A 23,957-nucleotide genomic window follows, 5' to 3' on the forward strand; every position below is an offset into this window, starting at 1 on the left:
AAGGCTGCGATCTTTTGCTTTTCAGGGCCTGTATAGGTGCGCATGCCCCGCACGATACAGCGACGACTCACTGAAATGATCGCTGCCCAGCACCCGCCCGACCAGTATCAGCGCCGTACGCCGAAACCCCTTGGCGGTAACCTTCCCGGCAATATCCTCCAGCGTCCCAGTGACCCAATCCTGATCCGGCCACGTCGCCCGATGAATCACTGCAATCGGGCAATCCGCGCCGTAATGCGGCAGTAATTCGGCGAGTATCTTCTCCAGATGATTGACCCCCAAATGAATCGCCATGGTCGCGCCATGCTGCGCGAGGCTGCCGAGTTCCTCGCCAGCCGGCATCGCGGTCTTGTCGGCATAACGGGTCAGAATCACGCTTTGCGAGACGTCCGGCAGGGTCAGTTCAGCGCCCAGCAACGCTGCACACGCGGCAGTAGCCGTCACGCCGGGGATGATTTCAAAAGGTATGTTCAGCTCGCGCAGATAGCGAATCTGCTCGCCGATTGCGCCGTACAGGCTCGGATCGCCCGAGTGCACCCGCGCCACATCCTGTCCTTTGGCATGGGCGAACTTGATCAGATCAATGATCTGTTCCAGATGTAATTCAGCGCTGTTGACCACCGTTTCCGCCTGATGACCTTCCAGCACCGCCTCGGGCACCAGCGAGCCTGCGTAGATGATCACCGGGCAACTGCGGATCAGCCGCTGACCTTTTACGGTGATCAATTCCGGGTCGCCGGGGCCGGCGCCGATGAAGTAGACGGTCATCGTTGAATCCTTAAAAAACAGGGCAGGGTGACGCTTCACAGGGCACTCAGATGAAGAATGCTCATGATCAATGGCGCAGATTATCGGGATTTTATGCGGCGCCGGCCAATGCCAGCGTTGCCTGAGCGTACTTTTGCCGGGAAATCAGCAGTTTTGCCGGTGCCTGAATCAGCTGTTCGGCCAGCGCCAGCGCGGCGCTTTCGGCGACACCGTAGCAACCGGTTCGCTCGTAGGCGATTTGTGAATGATGGCTTAATCGTGCCTGATAGCTGGCGAGTTCTTCACTGCTGAAATACAACAGCGGCAACGCCAATTGTGCGGCGAGTTCCTGCAATCCGGGTTCGTCGCGTTTCAGATCGATGCTGGCCAGGGCCTTGATCGCCTGAAGGTCGATGCGATGGGCCTGCAAGGCCTGATCGAGTAATGCGCGCAACGTGCTGACGGGGCAGCCGCGTTGGCAGCCCAGGCCGACCACAAAGGTCGGCGCTGCGCTGGCATCGGTCATGCGTGGTATTGACCAGGATTTTTGCGGCGGAACAACCACGCGCTGATCAGGCCCAAGGCCAGCCAGAACGCGACGTTGGTCAACTGCGAGGCGATTTTGAACTGTGCTTCCAGCGCTTCCGGCGCCAGCATCGAATGCACTTGCGGTTGTGGCGCGCCGAGTACATGCGGCACTGCCAGAATCGCCACACCGAGGATCTTCATCAGCCAGTGACGACTGAACACGATCAACGCCAGGCCGACAGCCGTGGACGCGGCAGTGCCGATCCACCATATCTGCCGCGAGGCCAGATCTGCTGCGGCAGTGCCCGGCAATTCAGGCGGCAGACCCAGCGTCGGAGCCAGAACGAAAGTCGCGTAACCGGCCAGACCCCAGAGCAAACCCTGGGAGGTTTTGGTCGGCGCGCGCAGGGTGTAGAGACCCGCGAGCATCAGGGCGAAACCGACCGCTACCACGAGATTGCCGCCAGTGGTCGAGACCACGCGTTGCCAGCCATCTGCCGGCTCCCAGGCTTCGGCGTCGTGAGTGTGCGCAGCCATGGCGCCAGCGGCGTGTTCGTGGACTTCAACGGCAGCCGGCTCGGATTTTTCGTAAGTCTCGGCCTGCAAAATCAGCGGCGAAACCCAGAAACTTTGCAGCAGAGTGAGGAGCAGGGCGGCCAGCAGACCGGTGAAACCTGCGGTTTGCGCAATACGCTTGATCATATCGGCAGGTCTCAGTGGCACGGGAACGCGGCGCTGTGGCGGGTATCGTGAGCGGCGTTGTGTACCGCTTCGATGTGCGAGAAACCGGCGAAATACACCAGGCAGGCGCCGAGGATCGACGCGCCAATGGCGGCGATCAGGCGTTGGCTCAGGGTGGTAGTGCTGGAGATTTTGTCCGTGTTGCTGCCGGTGCTGCTGATGATCGACATGGCGCTTCCCTCTGAAGTGTCAGCGGACAGGTAGAGCGCATGAAAACCCCTGCGAGCCGGGCACGCAGAGGTTCAAACAGCGCCCGCCCACCGCGGGTTGTTATGTTCAGTGGCGATTTCGCGCACTGTGTGTTGCGGGCCGGTCTCCGGGCTCACGAGGGGTTGGCGTTCAGCCGACCTGCAAGCATCACCTTCCCATGCCTTGGGCACAGTGGATCTGACGCTTCGCTCGCTTACCGTTGCGGGGGCAGCACCGGACTGACATGCGCTTGAGTAAAGCACATGATTCACCGGTTTCCCGTTTCACCCAGTAAAGGGCACCCGTAACAAGGCGCACAGGAGACCATGGGCGGGGGATTTGAGTCAAATTGACATGGGCGTTCGTCTTGAAACCGAGTCGCTACCTTCGCGAGCAGGCTCGCTCCCACATTGGAAAGCGCTACCTGTGGGAGCGAGCCTGCTCGCGAAGGCGTCATTCCAGTCGGTACGAACCTCGCTTGGACATTGACCCGCTCCCAAGCGATGCGTAGCCTTGCGCATTCGAGGTTCTTCGACACTGTCGAAGCTAAGAAGGGAACGCGGTTCAAGCCGCGGCTGCCCCCGCAACTGTGAACGGCGATGTTCGCTGCCACGCCACTGCCAGACTCTGCAAAGAGCCGGCGGGAAGGCGCAGTGAATGCCAGGCTCAATGCCTGAACGCCGTCAGCCAGGAGACCTGCCTCGTCACAGATTCTCACTACAACCGGGCGGGGTGATCCGGTGGCGAACTCTTCTGGCAGGCGCGACCGCGTTGCCGGTCCTCGTCCCGTTGCCCGCCACCTTGCCAAAGGGCATCGCGATGAAAACACTGGCCAAACTCCCCGTCACCATCGTCACCGGTTTCCTCGGTTCGGGTAAAACCACGTTGCTGCGGCACATGCTCGACAACGCTCAGGGCCGCCGTATCGCGGTGATCGTCAACGAGTTCGGCGAACTCGGCATCGACGGTGAAATCCTCAAGCAATGCACCATCGGTTGCACCGAGGAAGAGGCTGTTGGCCGCGTTTACGAGCTGGCCAACGGCTGCCTGTGCTGCACGGTCCAGGAAGAATTCTTCCCGGTGATGCGTGAACTGGTCGCGCGTCGCGGTGATCTCGACCATATCCTGATCGAAACTTCGGGTCTGGCCCTGCCAAAACCGCTGGTCCAGGCCTTCCAGTGGCCGGAAATCCGCAGCGCCTGCACCGTTGACGCGGTGATCACCGTGGTCGACAGCCCGGCAGTTGCTGCCGGTACGTTCGCTGCGTTCCCGGATCAGGTCGATGCCCAGCGCAAACTCGACCCGAACCTCGATCACGAATCGCCGCTGCATGAACTGTTCGCCGACCAACTGGCCAGCGCTGACCTCGTCATCCTCAACAAGGCCGATCAGACCAGTCCGGAAGATCTGGCTCGCGTACGTCTTGAAGTCGCCGAAGAGCTGCCGCCCGCAGTGAAAATCATCGAAGCGAGCAACGGTCGCGTGCCGCTGGACGTGCTGATCGGTCTCGGCGCCGGCTCTGAAGAACACATCGACAGCCGTCACAGCCATCACGATCACCACCACGGTGAAGGCGATGACGACCACGATGACCACGATCACGACGCCTTCGATTCGATCTCCATCGAACTGCCGCAAGCTGACGAAAGCCTGCTGCTCGACGCCCTGACGCAACTCGTGGTCAAGCACGGCATCCTGCGCGTCAAAGGTTTCGCGGCGATCCCGAACAAGCCGATGCGCCTGCTGATTCAAGGTGTGGGCACGCGTTTCGACAAGCACTTCGACCGTCAGTGGGGCGCCGATGAAGCGCGTGTCACGCGTCTGGTGCTGATCGGCCAAGAACTCGACGCCGCGCAACTCGAAGCGCAATTGCGCGCTGCGCTCAGCGTTTAACCCATGCACCTGCTCAGGACCCAGCCCGGCGGTTTCGTGTCGGATGACAACATCGCCGACCTTGGACAAACCCCCGCCGAGCTGGTGATTCTGTGCAGCGGCGATTCCAGCCTGGCGCTGCTCGCCGAAGCCGCGCAGCAATTACCCGAGGATTACCCGAGCCTGCGTCTGGCCAATCCGATGCAGGTGCAGAACCACGCCTCGGTCGACCTCTACGTCGATGAGGTTCTGCGTCACGCCAAAGTTATTCTGATCTCGCTGCACGGCGGTATCGCTTATTGGCGTTACGGCGTCGAGCGACTGATCGAACTGTCCGAGCGCGGTGTGCAGGTGATTCTGGTGCCGGGCGACGACCGTCCCGACCCGGAACTCAGTGACTTGAGCACCGTCGGTGCCGAGGATCGTGACCGGCTCTGGCAGTTTTTGCGTCAGGGCGGCATGGGCAACGCGCTGGATTTTTTCCGTTGTCTGGCCAATCGCTGGCTGGCCCGGGATTACGGCTGGGCCGAGCCGCAAACCTTGCCGCGCACGGCGATTTACCATCCACAAAAAAACACCGCCGCACTGAGTGACTGGCAAGCCGAATGGCTGCCCGGTCAACCAGTGGCGGCGGTGTTGTTTTACCGCTCGCATTTGCAAGCGGCGAACACTGCGTTCATCGATGTTTTCTGCCAACGTCTGCAAGCGGCAGGGCTTAACCCCTTGCCGATTGCCGTGGCCAGTTTGAAAGAGCTCGGCTGCCTGACGGTGGTCGAGGATTGGCTGGATGAGGTCGAAGTCGGGGTGATTTTAAATACCACCGGTTTCGCCCAGTCCAGCCCTGAAGCACCGCATCTGCGGCCGTTTCGTCGCAACATTCCGGTGATTCAGGCGATCTGCGCTCAGGACAACGAACCCGGCTGGCGCGCCAGTGAGCAAGGACTCGGCCCACGGGATTTGGCGATGCATATCGCGTTGCCGGAACTCGACGGACGCATTATCAGCCGTCCGATCAGCTTCAAGGATCTGGCATGGCGCAGTGAGCGCAGTCAGTCCGATGTCGTCTGTTACCGCGCCGCGCCAGAGCGCATGGACTTTGTCGCGGAGCTGGCGCGACGCTGGATCGATCTGGCACGGGTGCCGAATGGCGAAAAGCGCATTGCGCTGATTCTCGCCAACTACCCGACCCGCGATGGTCGGATCGGTAACGGCGTCGGCCTCGATACCCCTGCGGCAGCGCTGAATATCCTGCGGGCGATGCAGGCAGAAGGTTATCCGCTGGCGGCTGAGCTGCCTGCCAGCGGCACCGAACTGATTCAGCAACTGCTCGGCGGCGTCAGCAATGACCTCGACACCCTCGATCAGCGTCCATGCCAGCAAAGTCTGGGCATGGATGACTACCTGAAAATGTTCGAAGCCTTGCCCGAAGCCAACCGCGCCGCCGTGCTGGAGCGCTGGGGCACACCGCAAAACGATCCGATGTGTCGCGACGGGCGAATGATGATCGCCGGTTTGCGTTTCGGCCTGACCTTCGTTGGTATCCAGCCGGCCCGTGGTTATCAGGTTGATCCGAGTGCGGTTTACCACGACCCGGATCTGGTGCCGCCGCACGCTTATCTGGCGTTTTACTTCTGGTTGCGCCAGACCTACGGCGCCCATGGCGTGATTCACGTCGGCAAGCACGGCAACCTTGAATGGTTGCCGGGCAAGGGCGTCGGACTTTCGGAAAACTGCTGGCCGGATGCACTGCTCGGTCCGCTGCCGAATATCTATCCGTTTATCGTCAACGACCCGGGCGAGGGCGCCCAGGCCAAGCGCCGCACGCAAGCGGTGATCATCGATCACCTGATGCCGCCGCTGACCCGTGCCGAAACCTACGGCCCGTTGCGTAATCTGGAGCTGTTGGCTGACGAATATTACGAAGCGCAATTGCTCGATCCGCGCCGTGCCCGCGAGTTGCAGCGCGACATTCTGCAGTTGGTGCGCGACACGCAGATTGACCGCGAACTGCAACTCGACGCGGCGCTCGACAGCGACGCCGATGCAGCGATCTGGCTGCCGCGTCTCGACACTTATTTGTGTGATCTGAAGGAATCGCAGATTCGCGATGGTCTGCATATTTTTGGCGAATCGCCGACCGGGCGTTTGCGCATCGATACCTTGCTGGCGTTGCTGCGGATTCCGCGTGGCGACGGCAAGGGCGCGCAATCGAGTCTGCTGCGGGCACTGGCCAAGGCGTTTGAGCTGGGTTTCGATCCGCTGGATTGCGCGTTGGCCGAGCCGTGGGTCGGACCGCGCCCTGAAGAGCTGCAACAGGTCAGCGATGAAGTCTGGCGCACAGCCGGTGATACCCGCGAACGTCTCGAACTGTTCGCCGCGCAACTAATCTCCCAAACACTGAATGATCCCTGTAGGAGTGAGCCTGCTCGCGATGGCATCCTTTCAGTTGACACAGATGCGACTGATAAACCGCTATCGCGAGCAGGCTCACTCCTACAGGGGGCGGGGTGGACTGATGTTGATGCGATCATCCAGTCGCTGCGCGAAGTCGTCGCGCCACGCCTCGACGCTTGCGGCCCGGCAGAAATGCGCGGCCTGCTCGACGCCCTCAGCGGTCGTTTCGTGCCCGCCGGGCCAAGCGGCGCACCGAGTCGTGGCCGCCTCGACGTGCTGCCGACCGGACGTAATTTCTACTCGGTGGACGTACGCAACCTGCCGACCACCACCGCGTGGCGCATCGGTTTCCAGTCGGCCACGCTGATTCTCGAACGGCATTTGCAGGATCACGGCGACCACTTGCGCCAGCTCGGCCTGTCGGTCTGGGGCACGGCGACCATGCGCACTGGCGGCGATGACATCGCCCAGGCCATGGCGCTGATGGGCGTGCGCCCGGTGTGGGCCACCGGCAGTCAGCGCGTCGATGATTTCGAAATCCTGCCATTGAGTTTGCTCGACCGGCCACGGGTCGATGTCACGTTGCGGGTCTCGGGATTCTTCCGCGACGCCTTCGCCAATCTGATCCGGCTGTTCGACGCGGCAGTGCAAGCGGTGGCGGCGCTGGATGAACCTGACGATCTCAACCCACTTGCCGCCAAGGTGCGCGCCGAGCGCGAAGCATTGCTGGCATCGGGTCTGGACGATGAGTCTGCACGGCGTCAGGCCGGTTGGCGGATTTTCGGCGCCAAACCCGGTGCTTATGGCGCAGGCGTGCAGGGCGCGATCGACGGTCGTTTGTGGCAGAGCCGCGAGGATCTGGCCGAGGTTTATCTGAACTGGGGCGCCTACGCTTACGGCGGCTCGGATGAAGGCACTGCCGCTCGCGAACAATTCGTTCAGCGTTTGAGCCAAGTGCAAGCGGTACTGCAGAATCAGGACAACCGCGAGCACGACTTGCTCGATTCCAACGATTATTACCAGTTTCAGGGCGGCATGCTGGCGGCGGTGGAAACCTTGCGCGGCGAAGCAGCGGCCAGTTATCACGGCGATCACAGCCAACCGGATCTGCCGAAAATCCGCACCCTGAAGGAAGAACTGAACCGGGTGATTCGCTCACGGGCAGCCAATCCGAAATGGATCGACGGGGTCAAGCGTCACGGCTACAAAGGTGCGTTTGAACTGGCGGCGACAGTCGATAACCTGTTTGCCTTCGATGCCACCACGCAGTTGATCGACGATCACCAGTACGCCTTGCTGGCGGATGCCTACTTGCTTGATCCGGCGACCCGGGATTTCGTCCGTGAGCATAATCCACATGCGCTGCGCGATATGACAGAGCGGATGCTTGAAGCTCAGCAACGCGGGATGTGGCAGGAACCGGGGCTGTATAAAGAGGCGCTGGAAAATCTGCTGCTGGATATAGAAGAAGATGGCTGACACACCGCAGCCCCTGTGGGAGCGAGCCTGCTCGCGATAACGTCGGTTCAGTTAATAGAAATTTGACTGATGAAACGCTATCGCGGGCAGGCTCACTCCTACAGTTGAAAGCCTTTCACCGACCATGACCGAGTATCGAAAATGACTGACACCCCACACTTTCCGCTGTCCGCCGTGGTCGGCGCCGATGATCTGAAACTCGCGCTGTACCTCACCGCCATCGACCCGAAAATCGGCGGCGTGCTGATCGAAGGCCCACGCGGCATGGCCAAGTCCACATTGGCTCGCGGCCTCGCGGATCTGCTCGCCAGCGGCCAGTTCGTCACCTTGCCACTGGGCGCCACCGAGGAACGTCTGGTCGGCACCCTCGATCTCGACGCCGCCCTGAGCGAAGGCCGCGCACAGTTTTCCCCCGGCGTATTGGCCAAGGCTGACGGCGGCGTGTTGTACGTCGATGAAGTGAATCTGTTACCCGATCATTTGGTCGATCTACTGCTCGATGTCGCGGCCAGCGGCACCAACCTGATTGAGCGCGACGGTATTTCCCATCGGCATTCGGCGAAGTTTGTCCTGATTGGCACCATGAACCCGGAAGAGGGCGAATTGCGCCCTCAGTTGCTCGACCGTTTCGGCCTCAACGTCGCCCTTGGCGGCCATACCGTACCGAGCGAGCGCGGGCTGATCATTCGCCGTCGTCTGGATTTCGACAGCGACCCACAGGCGTTCTGCGCGCAGTGGGAAGCCGAGCAGCAAGCCTTGCGAGAACGCTGCGAGAACGCCCGGAAAACCCTGAACAATATTCCTCTCGACGATGCCGCGCTGGCGCAAATCACCGAGCGTTGTTTCGCTGCCGGCGTCGATGGCTTGCGTGCCGATCTGGTGTGGCTGCGAGCAGCTCGTGCGCATGCGGCCTGGCGTGGGGCTCAGGCTATTGCCGAGCAGGATATCGACGCCGTGGCCGAATTTGCCCTGCGTCATCGTCGTCGCGAGCAGTCGCCGCCCGCGCCGCAATCACCTGCGCAATCGTCGCCAAACAGTCAAAGCAATCCAAGCGACGGCCAGGGCCAGTGGGGCGAAATGCCCGCGCCGGCGTTGGCCACCGGCGCCCGCCGCGAAGTGCCGAGCTGGCCAAAAAAGCCTTAGGCATTCGCCCCCGATCCGACGCGGGGGCGAATGCCAGACCTCGTGCCGGAAAACTCGACAATGGCCGCCAGGGCAAGCGTCATGCTGCACGCAGCGGGGCGGTGAACTGGCCGGAAACGCTGCTCAGCGGACGTCCGCAGACACGAGCCGATTTGCGCTTTCAGTTGCGCACCCGTTCCGCCCATCAATTGTGGCTGGTGATTGTCGATGCTTCGGCGTCGACTCGCCGTCATCAAGCGCTGAGTGATGCCAAGGGACTGCTCGCGCAATTGTTCGATGATGCCTATCGGCAGCGTGCGCGGCTGGCGTTATTGACCGCCAGCGGTGCCACGCCGAAATGGCAGGTGCAAGGCTTGACGGCGTCAAGCGGATTGCGCGTATGGCTGGAGAATCTGGGCGCGGGTGGCGGCACGCCGTTGCTGTCGGCGCTGGATCAGGCGCAGCAATGGCTGACGCTACGGCGCAAGCGCTTTGCGGCGGAGCAGCAGCGGTTGCTGGTGATCACGGACGGGCGCTTGAAGGAATGGTCGGGCCTGACAGCGCTGGAATGTCCGGGGCTGTTGATCGACATCGAGCGCGGGCCGATTCGGTTGGGGCGGGCGAAGCAATTGGCTGCGGCGCTGGAAGCGGATTATCGGCATATCGATGACCTCTGATGCCTCCGCGGGCCTCATCGCTGGCAAGCCAGCTCCCACAGGATTTGTGTTGAATCCAGATTTTGTGGCCACCACCAGAAGTTGTGAGAGCTGTTTTGTCAGCGCCCTCGTGGCTACCACAAAACACTGTGGGAGCTGGCTTGCCAGCGATGGGTTCTACTCGCTTTCGGAATGATCTGGCAATTCAGCATCGACGCTCTATGCTCCAGCGCAGCCATTCACAAGGAGTGAACCCATGCGCGTACTGGTCGCGAACCCTCAGGACGATTTTCGGGTCAAGGCCTACGCCGGCACCAACGGTGTGCTGCTGGCCATGGACCTTGCCGAACCCCGGCGCAAAGGCTTGCTCGGGTTTGCGATTGAAAAGCAGCAGGGTGACAAACCCTGGTTGTTCCTGTTCAACAGCCTGACCTTTCCGGGCAAAGCCCATACGTTCCCGCAGTACCACGCCACGCCGAGCGACAAAGCACCGTTGCAAAAATTTCGCTGGGCCGATTACGCGGTCAATCCCGGGGCGACCATGCACTATCGCGTGCATCTGGCGTATGGCACCGCCGATGCGCCGGTTTTAGGCGAATCGCTGGAGCTGAGCATCACTTCTGACGATGGGCACCCGGCCAATCAGAGCGTGATCTTCAACCGCGCGGTGGCCGCCAGTCAGGCGTTCCAGCGCAAGTTTCCCGATCTCGATGCGCAGATCAGCGCCAACAAAAACATGCCTATAGAAGCCTGGCCGGATGCGGCACGCTTATGGCTGGAAAATGGCCTGCTGGAGCGTTTGCTGGCTTTCATCGCGCGTGCAACGGACGGTCAATGGTCACTCGATATCGCCATCTACGAGTACCAGTTGCAGGCGATTGTCGACGCGGTCAGCGCGGCATTCGCCCGGGGCGTGCAGGTGCGCGTGATTTATCACGCGCGCCCGGATGATGAGGACACCACGCTCAACGAAGCGAATCTGGCGAAAATTCCGGCAGCGAACAAATGCGCGCGCGTCACGCACAACATCTTCCACAACAAATACATCGTCCTCAGCCGCCTCGCCGCCGATGGTCAGCGCCAACCGCAAGCGGTGTTGTGTGGCAGCACCAATTTCACCGCCAATGGCGTCTATCGCCAGGCCAACGTGGTGCATGTACTCGACGATGCGGCGATTGGCGCACGTTATCTTCAAGCGTTCGAAGAAGTCTGGGCCACTCCGGCCGATGTCGGCGCGACTCGTACCTGGATCACCGAACACAACCCGATGGACCCGACGCAGCCACTGTTTGCCGGATTCTCGCCACGCACTGGCGGAGCTGATCTGCGCGAGTTCGTCGAGATCATCCAGGCAGCGAAAAAGGATGTGCTGTTCGTCACCGCATTCACCTTGCCCGACGCGATCCTCAACGCCTTGCTCGGCGAACCTCACGACGACATTCTGCGTTTCGGCCTGCAAAACACCGCCAGCCGCATCACCGGATTCCACGCCGACCGTACTGCCGAATTCGCCGCCACGGCATTGCTCAACACCGGGCTGGAAGGCTGGCTCAAGGAAAACATGAAGGGCCAGAAAGGCAACCTGCTGGTACACACCAAAGCGGTGGTCACCGACTTCACCAGCGATGCGCCAACCATCATCAGCGGCAGCCACAACCTCAGCACCTCAGCCAGTAACGGCAATGACGAAAATTACCTGATCATTCGTGGCGACACCGATCTGGCCGATCGCTATGGCCTGGAATTGCTGCGGTTTTATGAGCATTACCGCTTTCGCTATTTCGCGAAAAAACTGGCGCTGAAACAGGTGCAGCCGTTGGCGGTGGGTGATACGTGGACCAACGACTATTACGTGAAAGACGATCTGCGACAGGTGTCGCGATTGCGCTTCGCCGGACGTTAAACAGGCGATTCGTTATGTGTTCATCGCCCGCCGATACTGGCGGGTCCTCCGGCCTATGTACAACTGATCCAGAATCAACGCCCAAACCGCCGAGACCTTGGGGTGCGGTTTGCCGCCGCGACTGAGCCGCTGGATCTGAAAGCGCACCACGGCCATGCTCGCCAGTGCCGCCAGCGGTTTGCGTTTCCAGCGAATCGGCGGCAGCTGCGGGTGGCTGTCAGTGCCTTCACGCCACTGCTTGACCAGTCCCGGTTCAACGGCCAGTGCCGTAGCGATACCGGCCATGGCGACGCCGCTATCCAGCACTTGCTCAACGACCGCACGGCGTCTGATGCCGCCAGTCACCATGACCGGCATGCGCGCCACGCCTGCCAGTTCGCTGGCCATCTCCAGAAAGTATGCCTCACGCGCGAGTGTCCGGCCGTCGCGGGCTTCACCTTGCATGGCCGGCGCTTCGTAGCTGCCACCCGAGAGTTCGAGCAGGTCGATGGCTTGCTCGTTGAGCCATTCGATCACCTGTCGCGCATCATCGGTGTCGAAGCCACCACGCTGAAAATCCGCCGAGTTGAGTTTGACCGACACGCAGAAGTCTGGTGAAACGGCCTGGCGAACGGCCTCGATGACAGACAGCAACAGGCGTGCGCGATTTTCCAGCGAGCCGCCCCATTGGTCGGTGCGGCGATTGGTCAGTGGCGAGAGAAACTGGCTGAGTAGATAGCCATGTGCTGCATGAATCTGCACGCCAGTGAAACCGGCCTTTTCCGCGAGTACGGCGCTGGTGGCAAAGCGCTGAATGACTTCTTCGATGTCGTTTTCGGTCATGGGTTTGGGTTCGGCGAACATCTTCGAGAACGATCCCAAATCCATTGCCACCGCGGAAGGTGCCCAGGCTTGTTGGCCCAGATTGGCTTGGGTCTGGCGTCCGGGATGATTGAGTTGCATCCAGAATTGCGCACCGCCGGCGCGGCCAATGGTTGCCCATTGCCGAAAGCGTTGCAGATGACGTTCGTCCTCCAGCACTACGCCACCCGGGCCGGTCATGGCGCGGCGATCGATCATCACGTTGCCGGTCAACAACAGTCCGGCTCCACCCTCGGCCCAGGCTTGATACAAGCGATACAGCGCGGCGCCGGGTGCCTGTTCGAGGTCGGCGAGGTTTTCTTCCATGGCGGCTTTGGCGATGCGATTGCCGATGGTCTGGCCGTTGGGCAATTGCAGGATTTGGAAGGGTGACATGCTTGACTCCTCGTCGGTAATGCAGCGAGGCTAAGCTTAAAGTTAACTTTAATGTCAAGCGTAGAAAACGAGGCCGCAATGAAGATTGGTGAATTGGCGCAAATGAGCGGCTTGAGTGCTTCGCGCATTCGTTTTTATGAGGCACAAGGGCTGATCCCCAAGGTCGAGCGCGGTGGCAATGGTTATCGGCGTTATCCGCCGCAAGTCCTGCAGTCGCTGAACATCATTCGGCTCGCGCAGCAGTCCGGGTTCAGCCTTGAAGAGCTCAAAGTATTACTGCCTGACGCCGCGACCGGTGAGTTCAAGGAAGACGAACTGATTGCCGGTCTGACGCGCAAGGTGGAGCAGATTGAAGCCATGCAGCTGCAACTTGCGCAAAACAAGGCGCGACTTCTCTGCGTGATCGACGACATTCGCACCCGGCCGGAGGGTATGGGTTGTGGCGCGAATGCCGAGCGGGTGATGGGCAAACGCGATCTTTGAGCGCCGGCCTGCCTGCGATAAGGACCTGGAAAGTGCAGTTCATACAGATTTTGAAATGATTTCGCGCTGGGGATTCAGGCACTACAGCCTGTACTCTCCAAGGCCAATTTTGATTCAGGATTTGCATGAACACCCTCTCGGAGCCTCCCAGTTATCTGACTCCCTCGCGCCACGGCGCGGTCTTGACGCACTCGCAACATCCAGTCTTTCGACTTCCGACTATCGTATTCAACGCAGCCCCAGAGCTTTCGCGTTGCGTTTTGCCGTGTCTGGCAGCCTGAATTCACTGATTAGAGATCAAGACATTTTATGGAATGGATAGCTGACCCCACGGCCTGGCTTGGCCTGTTGACCCTGATCGTGCTTGAGCTGGTGCTGGGTATCGACAATCTGGTGTTCATCGCGATTCTCGCGGACAAACTGCCGCCGCATCAGCGTGACCGTGCGCGAATCATCGGCCTGTCGCTGGCGTTGATCATGCGTCTGGGCCTGCTGGCGAGTATTTCCTGGCTGGTTACTCTCACGCAGCCGCTGTTCGAGGTATTCGACAAGAGCTTCTCCGGTCGCGACCTGATCATGTTGTTCGGTGGTGTGTTCCTGTTGTTCAAGGCAACCATGGAATTGCACGAACGGCTCGAAGGCCATGTCGGCGAACGCTCGACCAACGCCGCTTATGCGCTGTTCTGGCCGATCGTCGCGCAAATCGTGGTGCTGGACGCGGTGTTCTCGCTGGACGCAGTAATTACCGCCGTGGGCATGGTCGATGAACTGGCGGTGATGATGATCGCCGTGATCATCTCGATTGGCCTGATGATCGTCGCGAGCAAGCCGTTGACCCGTTTCGTCAATGCGCACCCGACAGTGATCATGCTGTGTCTGGGCTTCCTGATGATGATCGGCTTCGCGCTGACCGCTGAAGGTCTGGGTTTCCACATTCCGAAAGGTTATCTGTACGCGGCCATCGGTTTCTCGATCCTGATCGAGGTGTTCAACCAGATCGCCCGCGCTCGTCGCAAGCGTTCGATGCAAGGCCTGCGGCCGATGCGTGAACGTACGGCGCATGCAGTGCTGCGTTTGCTGGGTGGCCGGAAACTGCAAGAGGAGGAGGTGGGCGAGGAGATTTCCGACCTGCTCGACAATGGCGAAGCGCCGATCACCGAGCTGTTCGACCGACGTGAACGAGTGATGATCAGCGGCGTGCTGCAACTGGCCGAGCGGCCGATCCGTGCCCTGATGACCGTGCGTGCCGATGTCGACACGATCGATCTGGCCGATGACGCCGAAACCATTCGCACACGCTTGATGCATTCGTCCTACTCGCGTTTGCCGTTGATTCGTCACGGCGTGGTGGATGAGCCGCTGGGCTTCGTCCACAAGAAGGAGTTGCTCAAGGTTTACCTGGCTGGCGAAGAGCCGAACCTGGAGCATCTGGCACGCAAGACGATCAATCTGCTCGACAGCTATTCGATCCTCAACGCGCTGGAGCAGATGCGTCAGGCGTCGACCCACATTGCGTTTGTGGTCAACGAATTCGGTGACTTTGTCGGCGTGCTGACCATGACCGACATTCTTGAGTCGATTGCCGGCGAGTTGCCGGACGCCAGCGAAATCGAAGGCCCGGACGTAGTTGAGGAGCAGGGTGGTTTTATCGTCAACGGTGCGTTGAATCTGATGCGTGTTCGTGAGCGCACCGGGTTTGGTGCGCAGCCGACCGAGGATTATCAAACCCTGGCCGGGCTGGTGATGAGCTTGCTGGATCGATTGCCGGTGGTCGGTGATCGTCTGGAGTATGAAGGCTGGCAGATGACGGTGGTAACGGTCGAGGAACGGCGGGTGACGCGGGTGTTGTTGGTGCGTGATACCGCTTAAACGCGGATCTCCCCTGTAGGAGCTGCGGCACGCTGCGATCTTTTGATCTTAAAAAAACAAAATCAAAAGATCGCAGCGTGCCGCAGCTCCTACAGGGATATCGCGTGCAGTCGACGTGACTGCACACGCGGGATGGTGCAAAGGTTTCGCAAAGTGCGACGCAGCCAACCCAGGTCATGCCGTGGTTTCTGCTGCACCACCGGTGCCCTGGTCCTGCCAATATGCCGGGCAAAGTCCGCCGCCAGTGTTTCCTCTGTGCCGATGCCTTTGAGCTTCTTCATAAGTTTGCCGTTCTTGTAGAACAGCACCGTCGGCGTACCGGTGACCAATGGATGGCGCGGCGACTCACGGGTGTTAAGCATGTAGATATTGGCGCGATGCCGGTACGGTTCGGCGACCTGACGAAATACCGGCCCGGCGAACTCGCAGGCAGGGCAGTGCTCATTGGCGAAATACAGGATCACCGGGCGCCAGGTTTTCAGGGCTTTGCGGTAAACCGGGGCCAAGCGGGAAGAAGAGGTCATCGTGCTCACTGTTATCTCCTTTTCAGTGACCATCCGAGAACGATTCGAAAGTTAAGAGCAGAAACCAAAGCGTGTCTACTGTCAGACCTGACAGGTGTGCGAATACTTTTTTGAGCGCTGAATGAATGGGCCGCTTCCTGAGCACATTGATTCCCAATGACGCATGGAGGTGTTCGACTCAACGACAGGACCCGCAAACATGAGTGCAGAAAATCTGATTCTCAATGGTGATTTTTCTCAAGGCGAGAAGCACTGGGAAATTTATAAACCAATTCACAATCCAAGAGCGAAGGCCGAGTTCCGTGACGGTTATTGTCATGTCGAGTGGGGTGTCATGGTGAGCCAAACATTGCAACTGGAAATCGGCAAGTACCGTCTGAGCTTTGAATCTCTTTTTCGCGAGGCTTCCGAGAGCTATGTAAATCTGGCTCTGGAGATGACGGGTTACCGGCAAGAGCTAAAAATTCAGCCTGGGAGGGATTACTCGCACAACGCAATCGAGTTCGAGGTTACTAAAGTTGTAGATGATGAAAAGGATTTGTTTGCATTGGCGCTGAATGGGCACCAGGCCGGCGGGAAGTTTCGCAAGATCAAGCTCGTTCAGATTTCCTGACCCTTAACGACTGAAGCGCAGAGTAAGAAGCTGATTCTCACAGAAAAGATCTTGTCGGGATCGGATTCAATCCAATCCGATCCCGACAACACTGAAAGGGTGCTGAGTGCTCACCAAACGTGTCACCAATGCCCAACTTTGTAGCTAATCGTAGCGCTGGATTTTCCTGCGTCCGCGTAACACCGTTACCTCTAAACTGTAACTCCCTGATTCAAAACACGTTTTTTTATATGAGACGGTCACTGAGACCTGTGGCACACTTTCTGCTGTCTATTCCGTAGTAACAAACCGAGTTCCGGTATAGCGGAATAAACACCATCCTGGAGTGCTTGCCATGCATCGCCGACCTTCCTTGTTCAAAGCGTGTGTTTTTGTTCTTGCGGCTTCGTCCGCTGTCATGGGTATGGCGCAGGCCGCCGACAGCAAGCTCGACAGTGTTCTGGCTCGCGGCAAACTGATCGTGGGCACTGGCAGCACCAACGCTCCTTGGCATTTCCAAGGCGCGGACGGCAAGTTGCAGGGGTTTGATATCGACATCGCCAGGATGGTGGCCAAAGGGTTGTTCAATGATCCGAGCAAGGTCGAGTTTGTCGTGCAGTCGTCCGATGCACGGATTCCCAATCTGCTGACTGACAAGGTCGATATGAGCTGTCAGTTCATCACTGTCACCGCCAGCCGTGCGCAGCAAGTGGCGTTTACCCTGCCGTACTACCGTGAAGGTGTTGGTCTGTTGTTGCCGATCAACAGCAAGTACAAGGAAATCGAAGACCTGCAGGCTGCCGGCGACAGCGTGACGGTGGCCGTGCTGCAAAACGTGTACGCCGAAGAACTGGTGCATCAGGCGCTGCCCAAGGCCAAGGTCGATCAGTACGACAGCGTTGATCTGATGTATCAGGCGGTGAACTCCGGTCGCGCTGATGCCGCTGCTACCGACCAGTCCTCGGTCAAATACCTGATGGTGCAAAACCCTGGTCGCTATCGCAGCCCGACCTATGCGTGGAGCCCGCAGACCTACGCGTGCGCGGTCAAACGCGGCGATCAGGACTGGCTGAACTTCGTCAACACCGCGCTGCATGAAGCCATGACCGGTGTTGAATTCCCGACTTATCAAGCCTCGTTCAAGCAGTGGTTCGGTGTTGACCTGCCATCGCCCGCGATCGGTTTCCCAGTCGAATTCAAATGATCCCGTGAGAGTGGGGCGATTCCAAGTCGCCCCGCTCAAGGTACTGCTGACCATGAACTATCAGTTGAACTTTGCCGCCGTATGGCGCGATTTCGACACCTTGCTGGCGGGGCTCGGTCTGGGTCTCGAACTGGCACTGGTGTCGATCGCCATCGGCTGCGTGATCGGCCTGCTGATGGCGTTTGCCTTGTTGTCCAGGCATCGCGTCTTGCGGGTGCTGGCATCGGTGTACGTGACGGTGATCCGTAACACGCCGATTCTGGTGTTGATTCTGTTGATCTACTTTGCGTTGCCGAGCCTGGGAATTCGTCTGGACAAGATTCCCTCGTTCATCATCACGTTGTCGCTGTACGCCGGGGCGTACCTGACCGAAGTATTTCGCGGCGGCTTGTTGAGCATCCCCAAAGGCCAGCGCGAAGCGGGGCTGGCCATCGGTCTCGGCGAGTGGCAGGTGAAAGCCTACGTCACGGTGCCGGTGATGTTGCGCAACGTGCTGCCGGCGCTGTCGAACAACTTCATTTCGCTGTTCAAGGACACCTCGCTGGCCGCCGCAATCGCGGTGCCGGAGCTGACCTATTACGCGCGCAAGATCAACGTGGAGAGCTACCGGGTGATTGAAACCTGGATGGTCACCACGGCGCTCTATGTTGCGGCCTGTTACCTCATTGCCATGCTGCTGCGTTACCTGGAGCAGCGTCTGGCGATCCGCCGATAGGAGGCTGCGATGTACGAATCCCCTAGTTGGTTACATGAATTGTGGATTGCTCGGGACGTGTTGTGGCAAGGATTCCTGACCAGTGTTCAGGTCTCGGCGCTGGCGATTCTGTTCGGCACCATGCTGGGTGTGGTGACCGGGCTGGTGCTGACTTACGGCAAGTTCTGGATGCGCGCACCGTTTCGTTTATACGTTGACCTGATTCGCGGTACGCCGGTGTTTGTGCTGGTGCTGGCCTGCTTTTATATGGCGCCGGCGCTGGGTTGGCAGATCAGCGCGTTTCAGGCCGGTGCATTGGGCCTGACGCTGTTTTGCGGCTCGCATGTCGCCGAGATCGTGCGCGGGGCATTGCAGGCTTTGCCTCGCGGGCAGATGGAAGCGGGCAAGGCGATTGGTCTGACGTTCTATCAGTCCCTCGGCTATGTGCTGTTACCGCAGGCGTTGCGGCAGATCCTGCCGACGTGGGTCAACTCGTCCACCGAAATCGTCAAGGCTTCGACTTTGCTCTCGGTGATCGGCGTGGCCGAACTGCTCCTCAGCACTCAACAGATCATCGCCCGGACCTTCATGACGCTGGAGTTCTATCTGTTCGCCGGTTTTCTGTTCTTCGTCATCAACTACGGCATCGAGTTACTCGGCCGGCACATTGAAAAGCGGGTGGCCCTGCCATGACTCAAGTACCAGTTTCGAACGTTAACAACGGCCAGCCGCTGCTGGATATTCGTGGCCTGCACAAGCAATACGGCGCGGTCGAAGTGCTCAAAGGCGTGGATCTGAGCATGCAGCGCGGCAATGTCGTGACGCTGATCGGCTCCAGCGGATCGGGTAAAACCACGCTGCTGCGCTGCGTGAACATGCTCGAAGAATTCCAGGGCGGGCAGATCCTGCTCGACGGCGAATCCATCGGCTACGACGAGGTCAACGGCAAGCGCGTGCGTCATGCGGAAAAAACCATCGCCCGTCATCGCGCAATGACCGGCATGGCGTTCCAGCAATTCAACCTGTTCCCGCATCTAAGCGCATTGCAGAACGTCACCCTGGGCTTGCTCAAGGTGAAGAAAATGCACAAGGACGAAGCCGTGGTGCTGGCGGAGAAATGGCTGGAACGTGTCGGCCTGCTGGAACGGCGCAATCACTTTCCCGGTCAGTTGTCCGGCGGTCAGCAACAGCGCGTGGCGATTGCCCGGGCAATTGCGATGAACCCGAGCCTGATGCTGTTCGACGAAGTCACTTCAGCCCTCGATCCGGAATTGGTCGGCGAAGTGCTCAACGTGATCAAGGGTCTGGCCGACGAAGGCATGACCATGCTGCTGGTGACCCACGAAATGCGTTTCGCTTTCGAGGTCTCGGACAAAATCGTTTTCATGAATCAGGGGCGGATCGAAGAGCAGGGCCCTCCCAAGGAGCTGTTCGAACGCCCGCAATCACCGCGGCTGGCAGAGTTTCTCAAAAGCACGCGGTTCTGACTTTTCACTTTTGTAATCAGGAGAAACACCCATGAGCATTACTCGTTACGGTACCGGCAGCACCGCCGCTGGCGGCCAGCCGCGTCCATTCGCCCGCGCCGTTGAAGCCGATGGCTGGTTGCACGTTTCCGGGCAGGTACCGGCGGTGGATGGTGAGATCATTGTTGGCGGCATCGTCGAGCAGACCCACCAGACCATGAAGAACCTGATCGCGATTCTCGAAGAGGCCGGTTATGGCCTGGAAGACGTGGTGCGTGCCGGGGTTTGGCTGGATGATCCACGGGATTTCTCCAGTTTCAACAAGGTCTTTGGCGAGTACTTCAAACCTGAGCATGCACCGGCCCGGGCCTGCGTGCAGGCGAGCATGATGGTCGATTGCAAGGTTGAGATCGATTGCATCGCGTACAAGAAAAAGGCCTGAACCGAGTTGCGCCCATCGCGGGCAAGCCGCGCTCCCACAGGATTGTTGGTGTACATGCATTCTTTGGCTGTGCACAGATCCTGTGGGAGCGGGCTTGCCCGCGATGGCGGCCTAACGGTCGACGCAGCACTCTCGGTAAACTCCCGGTACTTTTATGGGAACCACTGAAATGACCGAAGACACCATCAAACGCCGGGCCCGCGGTCTGGACCGGGCGTTCGATATTCTCGATTTCCTCAAGGAGATCGGCCAGCCGCTGCGTCCGAACGACATCGCCAATGGCATCGGCAGCCCGAAATCCACGGTCTACGAACTGGTCGCGTCCCTGCTGGAGCGACGGATTCTGGAGCCGGTGGGCAAGGACGGTCACGTCTATCTTGGTCGCCAGCTGTACTTTCTCGGTCAGGCGCATCTGCGTCATTTCGACCTCAGCCGTGAAGCCGATCACGCCTTGCAGGAGATCGTCAGCCAGACCCGCGAAACCGCGCAGATGTGTCTGCTCAACGGGCGCAAATACACGGTGGCGTTGATGAAGGAGGGCGAGCGGCACTTCCGTATTTCCTCCGACATTGGCGAAAACGCGCCGATCCCATGGACCGCTTCCGGTCGTCTGCTGCTCGCGCACTTGAGTGATCAACAGATCAACGACCTGATCGACGCCGATGACTACATTCTGCCGGGCGGCGAACGCCTGCCGATGGAGCGTTTTCTGGTGGAAATCCGTCAGGCCGGGATCGACGGTTTCTTCTCGTTCGACAGCGTTGCCGACACCTTTACCCATTGCTTCGCCGCCCCGGTCAAAGACCCCAGCGGTGTGGCCATTTGTACCTTGTGCATCGTCGCCCCAAGGGCCGACGCCAAAACCAATTACGACGACTATCGCCGGGTTCTGATCGAGAGCGCCAACAGCCTCGCCCGGCGAATCAACGAATAAACGCGGCTGCCTGCAACCGCGACTGTGAGGAGTTCGACCATGACGACTGCCATCAATACTGCTGTGGAAAAAGGCGCCGCCGCCATTGGCGCGCATCTGGCGCGTGACGTCAGCCTGCCGGCGCTGGTGCTGCACCGCGAGGCGCTGGAACACAACATCCGCTGGATGCAGAAGTTCGTCAGCGACAGCGGTGCCGAATTGGCGCCACACGGCAAGACCAGCATGACGCCGGCGCTGTTTCAACGTCAGCTCGACGCCGGCGCCTGGGGCATCACCCTTGCCAGTGCGACTCAGACCCGCGCCGCTTATGCCCACGGTGTACGCCGGGTATTGATGGCCAACCAATTGGTCGGCACGCCGAACATGGCGTTGATCGCCGATCTGCTGGCTGATCCGACTTTCGATTTCTACTGCATGGTCGATCACCCGGACAACGTTGCCGATCTGGGCGCCTACTTCGCATTGCGTGGTGTGCGGCTCAACGTGATGATCGAGTACGGCGTAGTCGGCGGCCGCTGCGGTTGCCGCAGCGAACAGGAAGTCATCGAACTGGCCAAAGCCATCAACGCCCAACCGGCGCTGGCGCTGACCGGGATCGAAGGTTACGAAGGCGTGATTCACGGCGATCACGCGGTCAACGGCATTCGCGAGTTCGCTGCTTCGCTGGTGCGGCTGGCGGTGCAGTTGCAGGACAGCGGCGCGTTCGCTATCGCCAAACCAATCGTTACGGCATCGGGTTCGGCCTGGTATGACCTGATCGCCGAATCGTTCGAAGCGCAAAATGCCGCCGGGCGTTTCCTCAGCGTGTTGCGCCCGGGCAGTTATGTGGCGCATGACCATGGCATCTATAAAGAGGCGCAGTGCTGCGTGCTGGATCGTCGCAGCGATTTGCAGGAAGGTTTGCGTCCGGCGCTGGAAGTCTGGGCGCACGTGCAGTCGATGCCGGAGCCGGGTTTTGCGGTGATCGCCCTCGGTAAGCGTGACGTCGCGTTTGACGCCGGGCTGCCGGTGCCGTTGCTGCGCTACAAGGCCGGTGTGCTGCCGGCCGTGGGCGACGATGTCGGCGCGTGCAAGGTGACGGCAGTGATGGACCAGCATGCATTTATGACCGTGGCGCCGGGTGTTGATTTGCGCGTGGGCGACATCGTGTCCTTCGGCACATCGCACCCGTGCCTGACATTCGATAAATGGCGAGTGGGGTTGTTGGTGGATGAGCAACTGACGGTGATCGAGAACATGGAAACCTGTTTCTAAGGTTCAGACCGAGGTGCGGCCATCGCTGGCAAGCCAGCTCCCACAAGGTTTGTGTTGTTTACAGATTTAGTATTTCAACACTGGATTTGAGGAAGTTGGCAAGCCAGCCCTACAAGGTTTGTGTTGTGTACAAATGTTCTATCTCAACACCGCCCCTGTGGGAGCTGGCTTGCCAGCGATGAGGCCTGCCCAGACGCCACAGCTTTCAACAGAGATCCTGTACTCATGACCACCCTAAGCCCACTGGGCCCCAACACCCCGCGCATCGCCCTGATCGGCGAATGCATGATCGAACTTCAGCAACGCGCCGACGGCAGCCTGCAACAAAGCTTCGGCGGCGACACGCTTAACACGGCGGTCTATCTGTCCCGCGCCATGGGCGAGCAGGCGCAGGTCGATTACGTCACCGCGCTGGGCGACGACAGCTTCAGCGACGCCATGTGCCGCATCTGGGCCGACGAAGGCATTGGCCTGGATCTGGTGCAGCGCCTGCCGGGCCGTTTGCCGGGCCTGTATTGCATTCAAACCGATGCTGCCGGCGAACGTCGCTTCCTGTACTGGCGCAACGAAGCCGCAGTGCGCGACTGCTTCACCACGCCTGCAGCCGAGCCGATTCTGGCGGCATTGCCGGATTACGACGTTTTGTATTTCAGCGGAATTACCCTGGCGGTACTGGGTGCAAAAGGACGTGAAAGACTCATCCAGACCCTGATCGAAGCCCGTCAGCGCGATGCGCGAATCGTCTTCGACAACAATTATCGGCCACGCCTGTGGGCTTCGGTAGAAGAGGCGCGCGCGGCCTATCGCAGCGTGTTGCCGCACGTTGATCTGGCGTTGTTGACCGTCGATGACGAGCAGGCGCTGTTTCAGTTTGCCGATGATGCGGCGGTGTTCGACGCCTATGCGCAGATCGGCACCTCGGAAGTGGTGCTCAAGCGCGGGGCCGAGGCTTGCCTGATTCGTTGTGACGGCGAGACGTTCGAAGTGCCGGCGCAGAAGGTCGAGAAAGTCGTGGACACCACGGCGGCGGGGGACTCGTTCAGCGCTGCGTATCTGGCGAGTCGATTGCTCGGTGGCAGCCCGGAGCAGGCGGCAGAGGCGGGGCATCGGTTGGCGAGTCAGGTGATTCAGGTACCAGGGGCACTGATTCCAAAGTAAGCGTTTTAATGGCCGCTTGCTGCGCAATCGGATCGCGGGCAAGCCCGCTCCCACAAGAACCAAGTCGTACGCAAAATTTGTGAACGCCACCGACCCTGTGGGAGCGGGCTTGCCCGCGATAGAGCCTTAAGCCAACCGCTCAATCGCGGTAAAACACCTGCACCAGGTGATAGCCAAACTTGCTCTTGATCGGCCCGTGCACAGTACGCAATGGTTTCTTGAAGATCACCGCGTCAATCGCCCCGACCATCTGTCCCGGGCGAACTTCACCCAAATCGCCGCCGCGCTTGCCGGACGGGCAGGTGGAAAATTTCTTGGCCAGCACATCGAAGGCTTCGCCCTTGGCGATGCGTTGTTTGAGCTGTTCGGCCTCTTCGGCGGTTTTCACCAGAATGTGGCGGGCTTGGGCTTTCATCTTGCGGTACCTGATAACGGGGTGACGGCGGGGCGCGGGATTATGCCTCAAGTCA

At 59.7% G+C, this 23,957-nt stretch carries 23 protein-coding genes and 2 riboswitches; of the genes, 16 read left to right on the top strand and 7 right to left on the bottom strand.

Going from position 1 to position 23,957, the window contains the following annotated elements:
• Positions 1 to 21 precede the first annotated feature (21 nt).
• The 4 genes from cobM to ACIOZM_RS03100 form a co-directional block, all read right to left on the bottom strand.
• Entirely contained in the window at positions 22 to 768 is a 747-nt protein-coding gene (cobM, locus tag ACIOZM_RS03085; RefSeq protein ID WP_401209423.1) for a precorrin-4 C(11)-methyltransferase, read from the bottom strand.
• A gap of 91 nt (positions 769 to 859) precedes the next feature.
• Positions 860 to 1,273 (bottom strand): cobalamin biosynthesis protein, encoded by a 414-nt coding sequence (locus ACIOZM_RS03090; RefSeq protein WP_401209425.1) that lies wholly within the window; start codon positions 1,271 to 1,273, stop codon positions 860 to 862.
• The gene (locus ACIOZM_RS03095; RefSeq protein ID WP_401209428.1) at positions 1,270 to 1,977 is read right to left on the bottom strand and encodes a CbtA family protein; all 708 of its coding nucleotides are present in this window, start codon (positions 1,975 to 1,977) and stop codon (positions 1,270 to 1,272) included. The genes ACIOZM_RS03090 and ACIOZM_RS03095 overlap by 4 nt, the downstream gene beginning before the upstream one ends.
• Before the next feature lie 11 nt (positions 1,978 to 1,988).
• Entirely contained in the window at positions 1,989 to 2,186 is a 198-nt protein-coding gene (locus ACIOZM_RS03100; protein ID WP_401209431.1) for a CbtB domain-containing protein, read from the bottom strand.
• Positions 2,187 to 2,305: 119 nt separating this feature from the next.
• Positions 2,306 to 2,526, bottom strand: a riboswitch (cobalamin riboswitch).
• 186 nt (positions 2,527 to 2,712) lie between these two features.
• Positions 2,713 to 2,924: riboswitch (cobalamin riboswitch) on the top strand.
• Positions 2,925 to 3,024: 100 nt separating this feature from the next.
• On the opposite strand from ACIOZM_RS03100, the gene cobW reads away from it, so the two are divergent.
• From cobW to ACIOZM_RS03125, 5 genes are all read left to right on the top strand, one after another.
• Positions 3,025 to 4,098 carry a cobalamin biosynthesis protein CobW gene (cobW, locus tag ACIOZM_RS03105; protein ID WP_401209700.1) on the top strand — a complete coding sequence of 358 codons (1,074 nt, stop codon included), beginning with the start codon at positions 3,025 to 3,027 and terminating at the stop codon, positions 4,096 to 4,098.
• Between the two features lie 3 nt (positions 4,099 to 4,101).
• Positions 4,102 to 7,950 (top strand): cobaltochelatase subunit CobN, encoded by a 3,849-nt coding sequence (gene cobN / locus ACIOZM_RS03110; protein WP_401209434.1) that lies wholly within the window; start codon positions 4,102 to 4,104, stop codon positions 7,948 to 7,950.
• 141 nt (positions 7,951 to 8,091) lie between these two features.
• Positions 8,092 to 9,093, top strand: a complete 1,002-nt coding sequence (locus ACIOZM_RS03115) for an ATP-binding protein (protein WP_401209436.1) — start codon at positions 8,092 to 8,094, stop codon at positions 9,091 to 9,093.
• Positions 9,018 to 9,749, top strand: a complete 732-nt coding sequence (locus tag ACIOZM_RS03120) for a VWA domain-containing protein (protein ID WP_401209439.1) — start codon at positions 9,018 to 9,020, stop codon at positions 9,747 to 9,749. The genes ACIOZM_RS03115 and ACIOZM_RS03120 overlap by 76 nt, the downstream gene beginning before the upstream one ends.
• A gap of 235 nt (positions 9,750 to 9,984) precedes the next feature.
• Positions 9,985 to 11,631, top strand: coding sequence for a phospholipase D-like domain-containing protein (locus ACIOZM_RS03125; RefSeq protein WP_401209441.1), 1,647 nt, complete (start codon positions 9,985 to 9,987; stop codon positions 11,629 to 11,631).
• A 12-nt stretch (positions 11,632 to 11,643) separates the two neighbouring features.
• Here ACIOZM_RS03125 and ACIOZM_RS03130 read toward each other — a convergent pair whose 3' ends face one another.
• A complete protein-coding gene (locus ACIOZM_RS03130) occupies positions 11,644 to 12,867 on the bottom strand; it encodes an NADH:flavin oxidoreductase/NADH oxidase family protein (protein WP_401209444.1) in 1,224 nt (407 codons plus the stop codon).
• Between the two features lie 78 nt (positions 12,868 to 12,945).
• On the opposite strand from ACIOZM_RS03130, the gene ACIOZM_RS03135 reads away from it, so the two are divergent.
• The gene (locus tag ACIOZM_RS03135) at positions 12,946 to 13,350 is read left to right on the top strand and encodes a MerR family transcriptional regulator (protein ID WP_401209447.1); all 405 of its coding nucleotides are present in this window, start codon (positions 12,946 to 12,948) and stop codon (positions 13,348 to 13,350) included.
• A gap of 309 nt (positions 13,351 to 13,659) precedes the next feature.
• Positions 13,660 to 15,219: a TerC family protein gene (locus ACIOZM_RS03140; RefSeq protein WP_401209450.1), complete on the top strand. Its 1,560-nt coding sequence runs from the start codon at positions 13,660 to 13,662 to the stop codon at positions 15,217 to 15,219.
• 89 nt (positions 15,220 to 15,308) lie between these two features.
• Here the strand turns inward: ACIOZM_RS03140 and ACIOZM_RS03145 are convergent, their stop codons facing one another.
• A complete protein-coding gene (locus ACIOZM_RS03145; RefSeq protein ID WP_401209702.1) occupies positions 15,309 to 15,743 on the bottom strand; it encodes a thioredoxin family protein in 435 nt (144 codons plus the stop codon).
• Between the two features lie 199 nt (positions 15,744 to 15,942).
• On the opposite strand from ACIOZM_RS03145, the gene ACIOZM_RS03150 reads away from it, so the two are divergent.
• The 9 genes from ACIOZM_RS03150 (at position 15,943) to ACIOZM_RS03190 (ending at position 23,487) form a co-directional block, all read left to right on the top strand.
• Positions 15,943 to 16,356: a hypothetical protein gene (locus ACIOZM_RS03150; RefSeq protein WP_401209453.1), complete on the top strand. Its 414-nt coding sequence runs from the start codon at positions 15,943 to 15,945 to the stop codon at positions 16,354 to 16,356.
• A 334-nt stretch (positions 16,357 to 16,690) separates the two neighbouring features.
• Complete coding sequence (locus tag ACIOZM_RS03155) at positions 16,691 to 17,539, top strand: transporter substrate-binding domain-containing protein (protein ID WP_401209456.1); 849 nt, start codon at positions 16,691 to 16,693, stop codon at positions 17,537 to 17,539.
• Positions 17,540 to 17,591: 52 nt separating this feature from the next.
• Complete coding sequence (locus ACIOZM_RS03160) at positions 17,592 to 18,254, top strand: amino acid ABC transporter permease (protein WP_401209458.1); 663 nt, start codon at positions 17,592 to 17,594, stop codon at positions 18,252 to 18,254.
• Between the two features lie 9 nt (positions 18,255 to 18,263).
• On the top strand, positions 18,264 to 18,926 hold the full coding sequence (locus tag ACIOZM_RS03165) for an amino acid ABC transporter permease (protein ID WP_401209461.1): 663 nt from the start codon (positions 18,264 to 18,266) through the stop codon (positions 18,924 to 18,926).
• Positions 18,923 to 19,720, top strand: a complete 798-nt coding sequence (locus tag ACIOZM_RS03170) for an amino acid ABC transporter ATP-binding protein (RefSeq protein ID WP_401209464.1) — start codon at positions 18,923 to 18,925, stop codon at positions 19,718 to 19,720. The genes ACIOZM_RS03165 and ACIOZM_RS03170 overlap by 4 nt, the downstream gene beginning before the upstream one ends.
• Positions 19,721 to 19,751: 31 nt before the next feature.
• Positions 19,752 to 20,141 carry a RidA family protein gene (locus ACIOZM_RS03175; protein WP_007912330.1) on the top strand — a complete coding sequence of 130 codons (390 nt, stop codon included), beginning with the start codon at positions 19,752 to 19,754 and terminating at the stop codon, positions 20,139 to 20,141.
• A gap of 169 nt (positions 20,142 to 20,310) precedes the next feature.
• On the top strand, positions 20,311 to 21,075 hold the full coding sequence (locus tag ACIOZM_RS03180; protein ID WP_401209466.1) for an IclR family transcriptional regulator: 765 nt from the start codon (positions 20,311 to 20,313) through the stop codon (positions 21,073 to 21,075).
• 39 nt (positions 21,076 to 21,114) lie between these two features.
• Positions 21,115 to 22,329, top strand: a complete 1,215-nt coding sequence (locus tag ACIOZM_RS03185) for an amino acid deaminase (protein ID WP_401209469.1) — start codon at positions 21,115 to 21,117, stop codon at positions 22,327 to 22,329.
• Between the two features lie 225 nt (positions 22,330 to 22,554).
• Positions 22,555 to 23,487 (top strand): sugar kinase, encoded by a 933-nt coding sequence (locus ACIOZM_RS03190; protein WP_401209472.1) that lies wholly within the window; start codon positions 22,555 to 22,557, stop codon positions 23,485 to 23,487.
• A 139-nt stretch (positions 23,488 to 23,626) separates the two neighbouring features.
• Here the strand turns inward: ACIOZM_RS03190 and ACIOZM_RS03195 are convergent, their stop codons facing one another.
• Positions 23,627 to 23,902, bottom strand: a complete 276-nt coding sequence (locus tag ACIOZM_RS03195; protein ID WP_007912322.1) for a peptidylprolyl isomerase — start codon at positions 23,900 to 23,902, stop codon at positions 23,627 to 23,629.
• Positions 23,903 to 23,957: the final 55 nt, after the last annotated feature.

This window comes from Pseudomonas sp. NPDC087346, from assembly GCF_044744235.1.
Taxonomy (GTDB): Bacteria; Pseudomonadota; Gammaproteobacteria; order Pseudomonadales; family Pseudomonadaceae; genus Aquipseudomonas.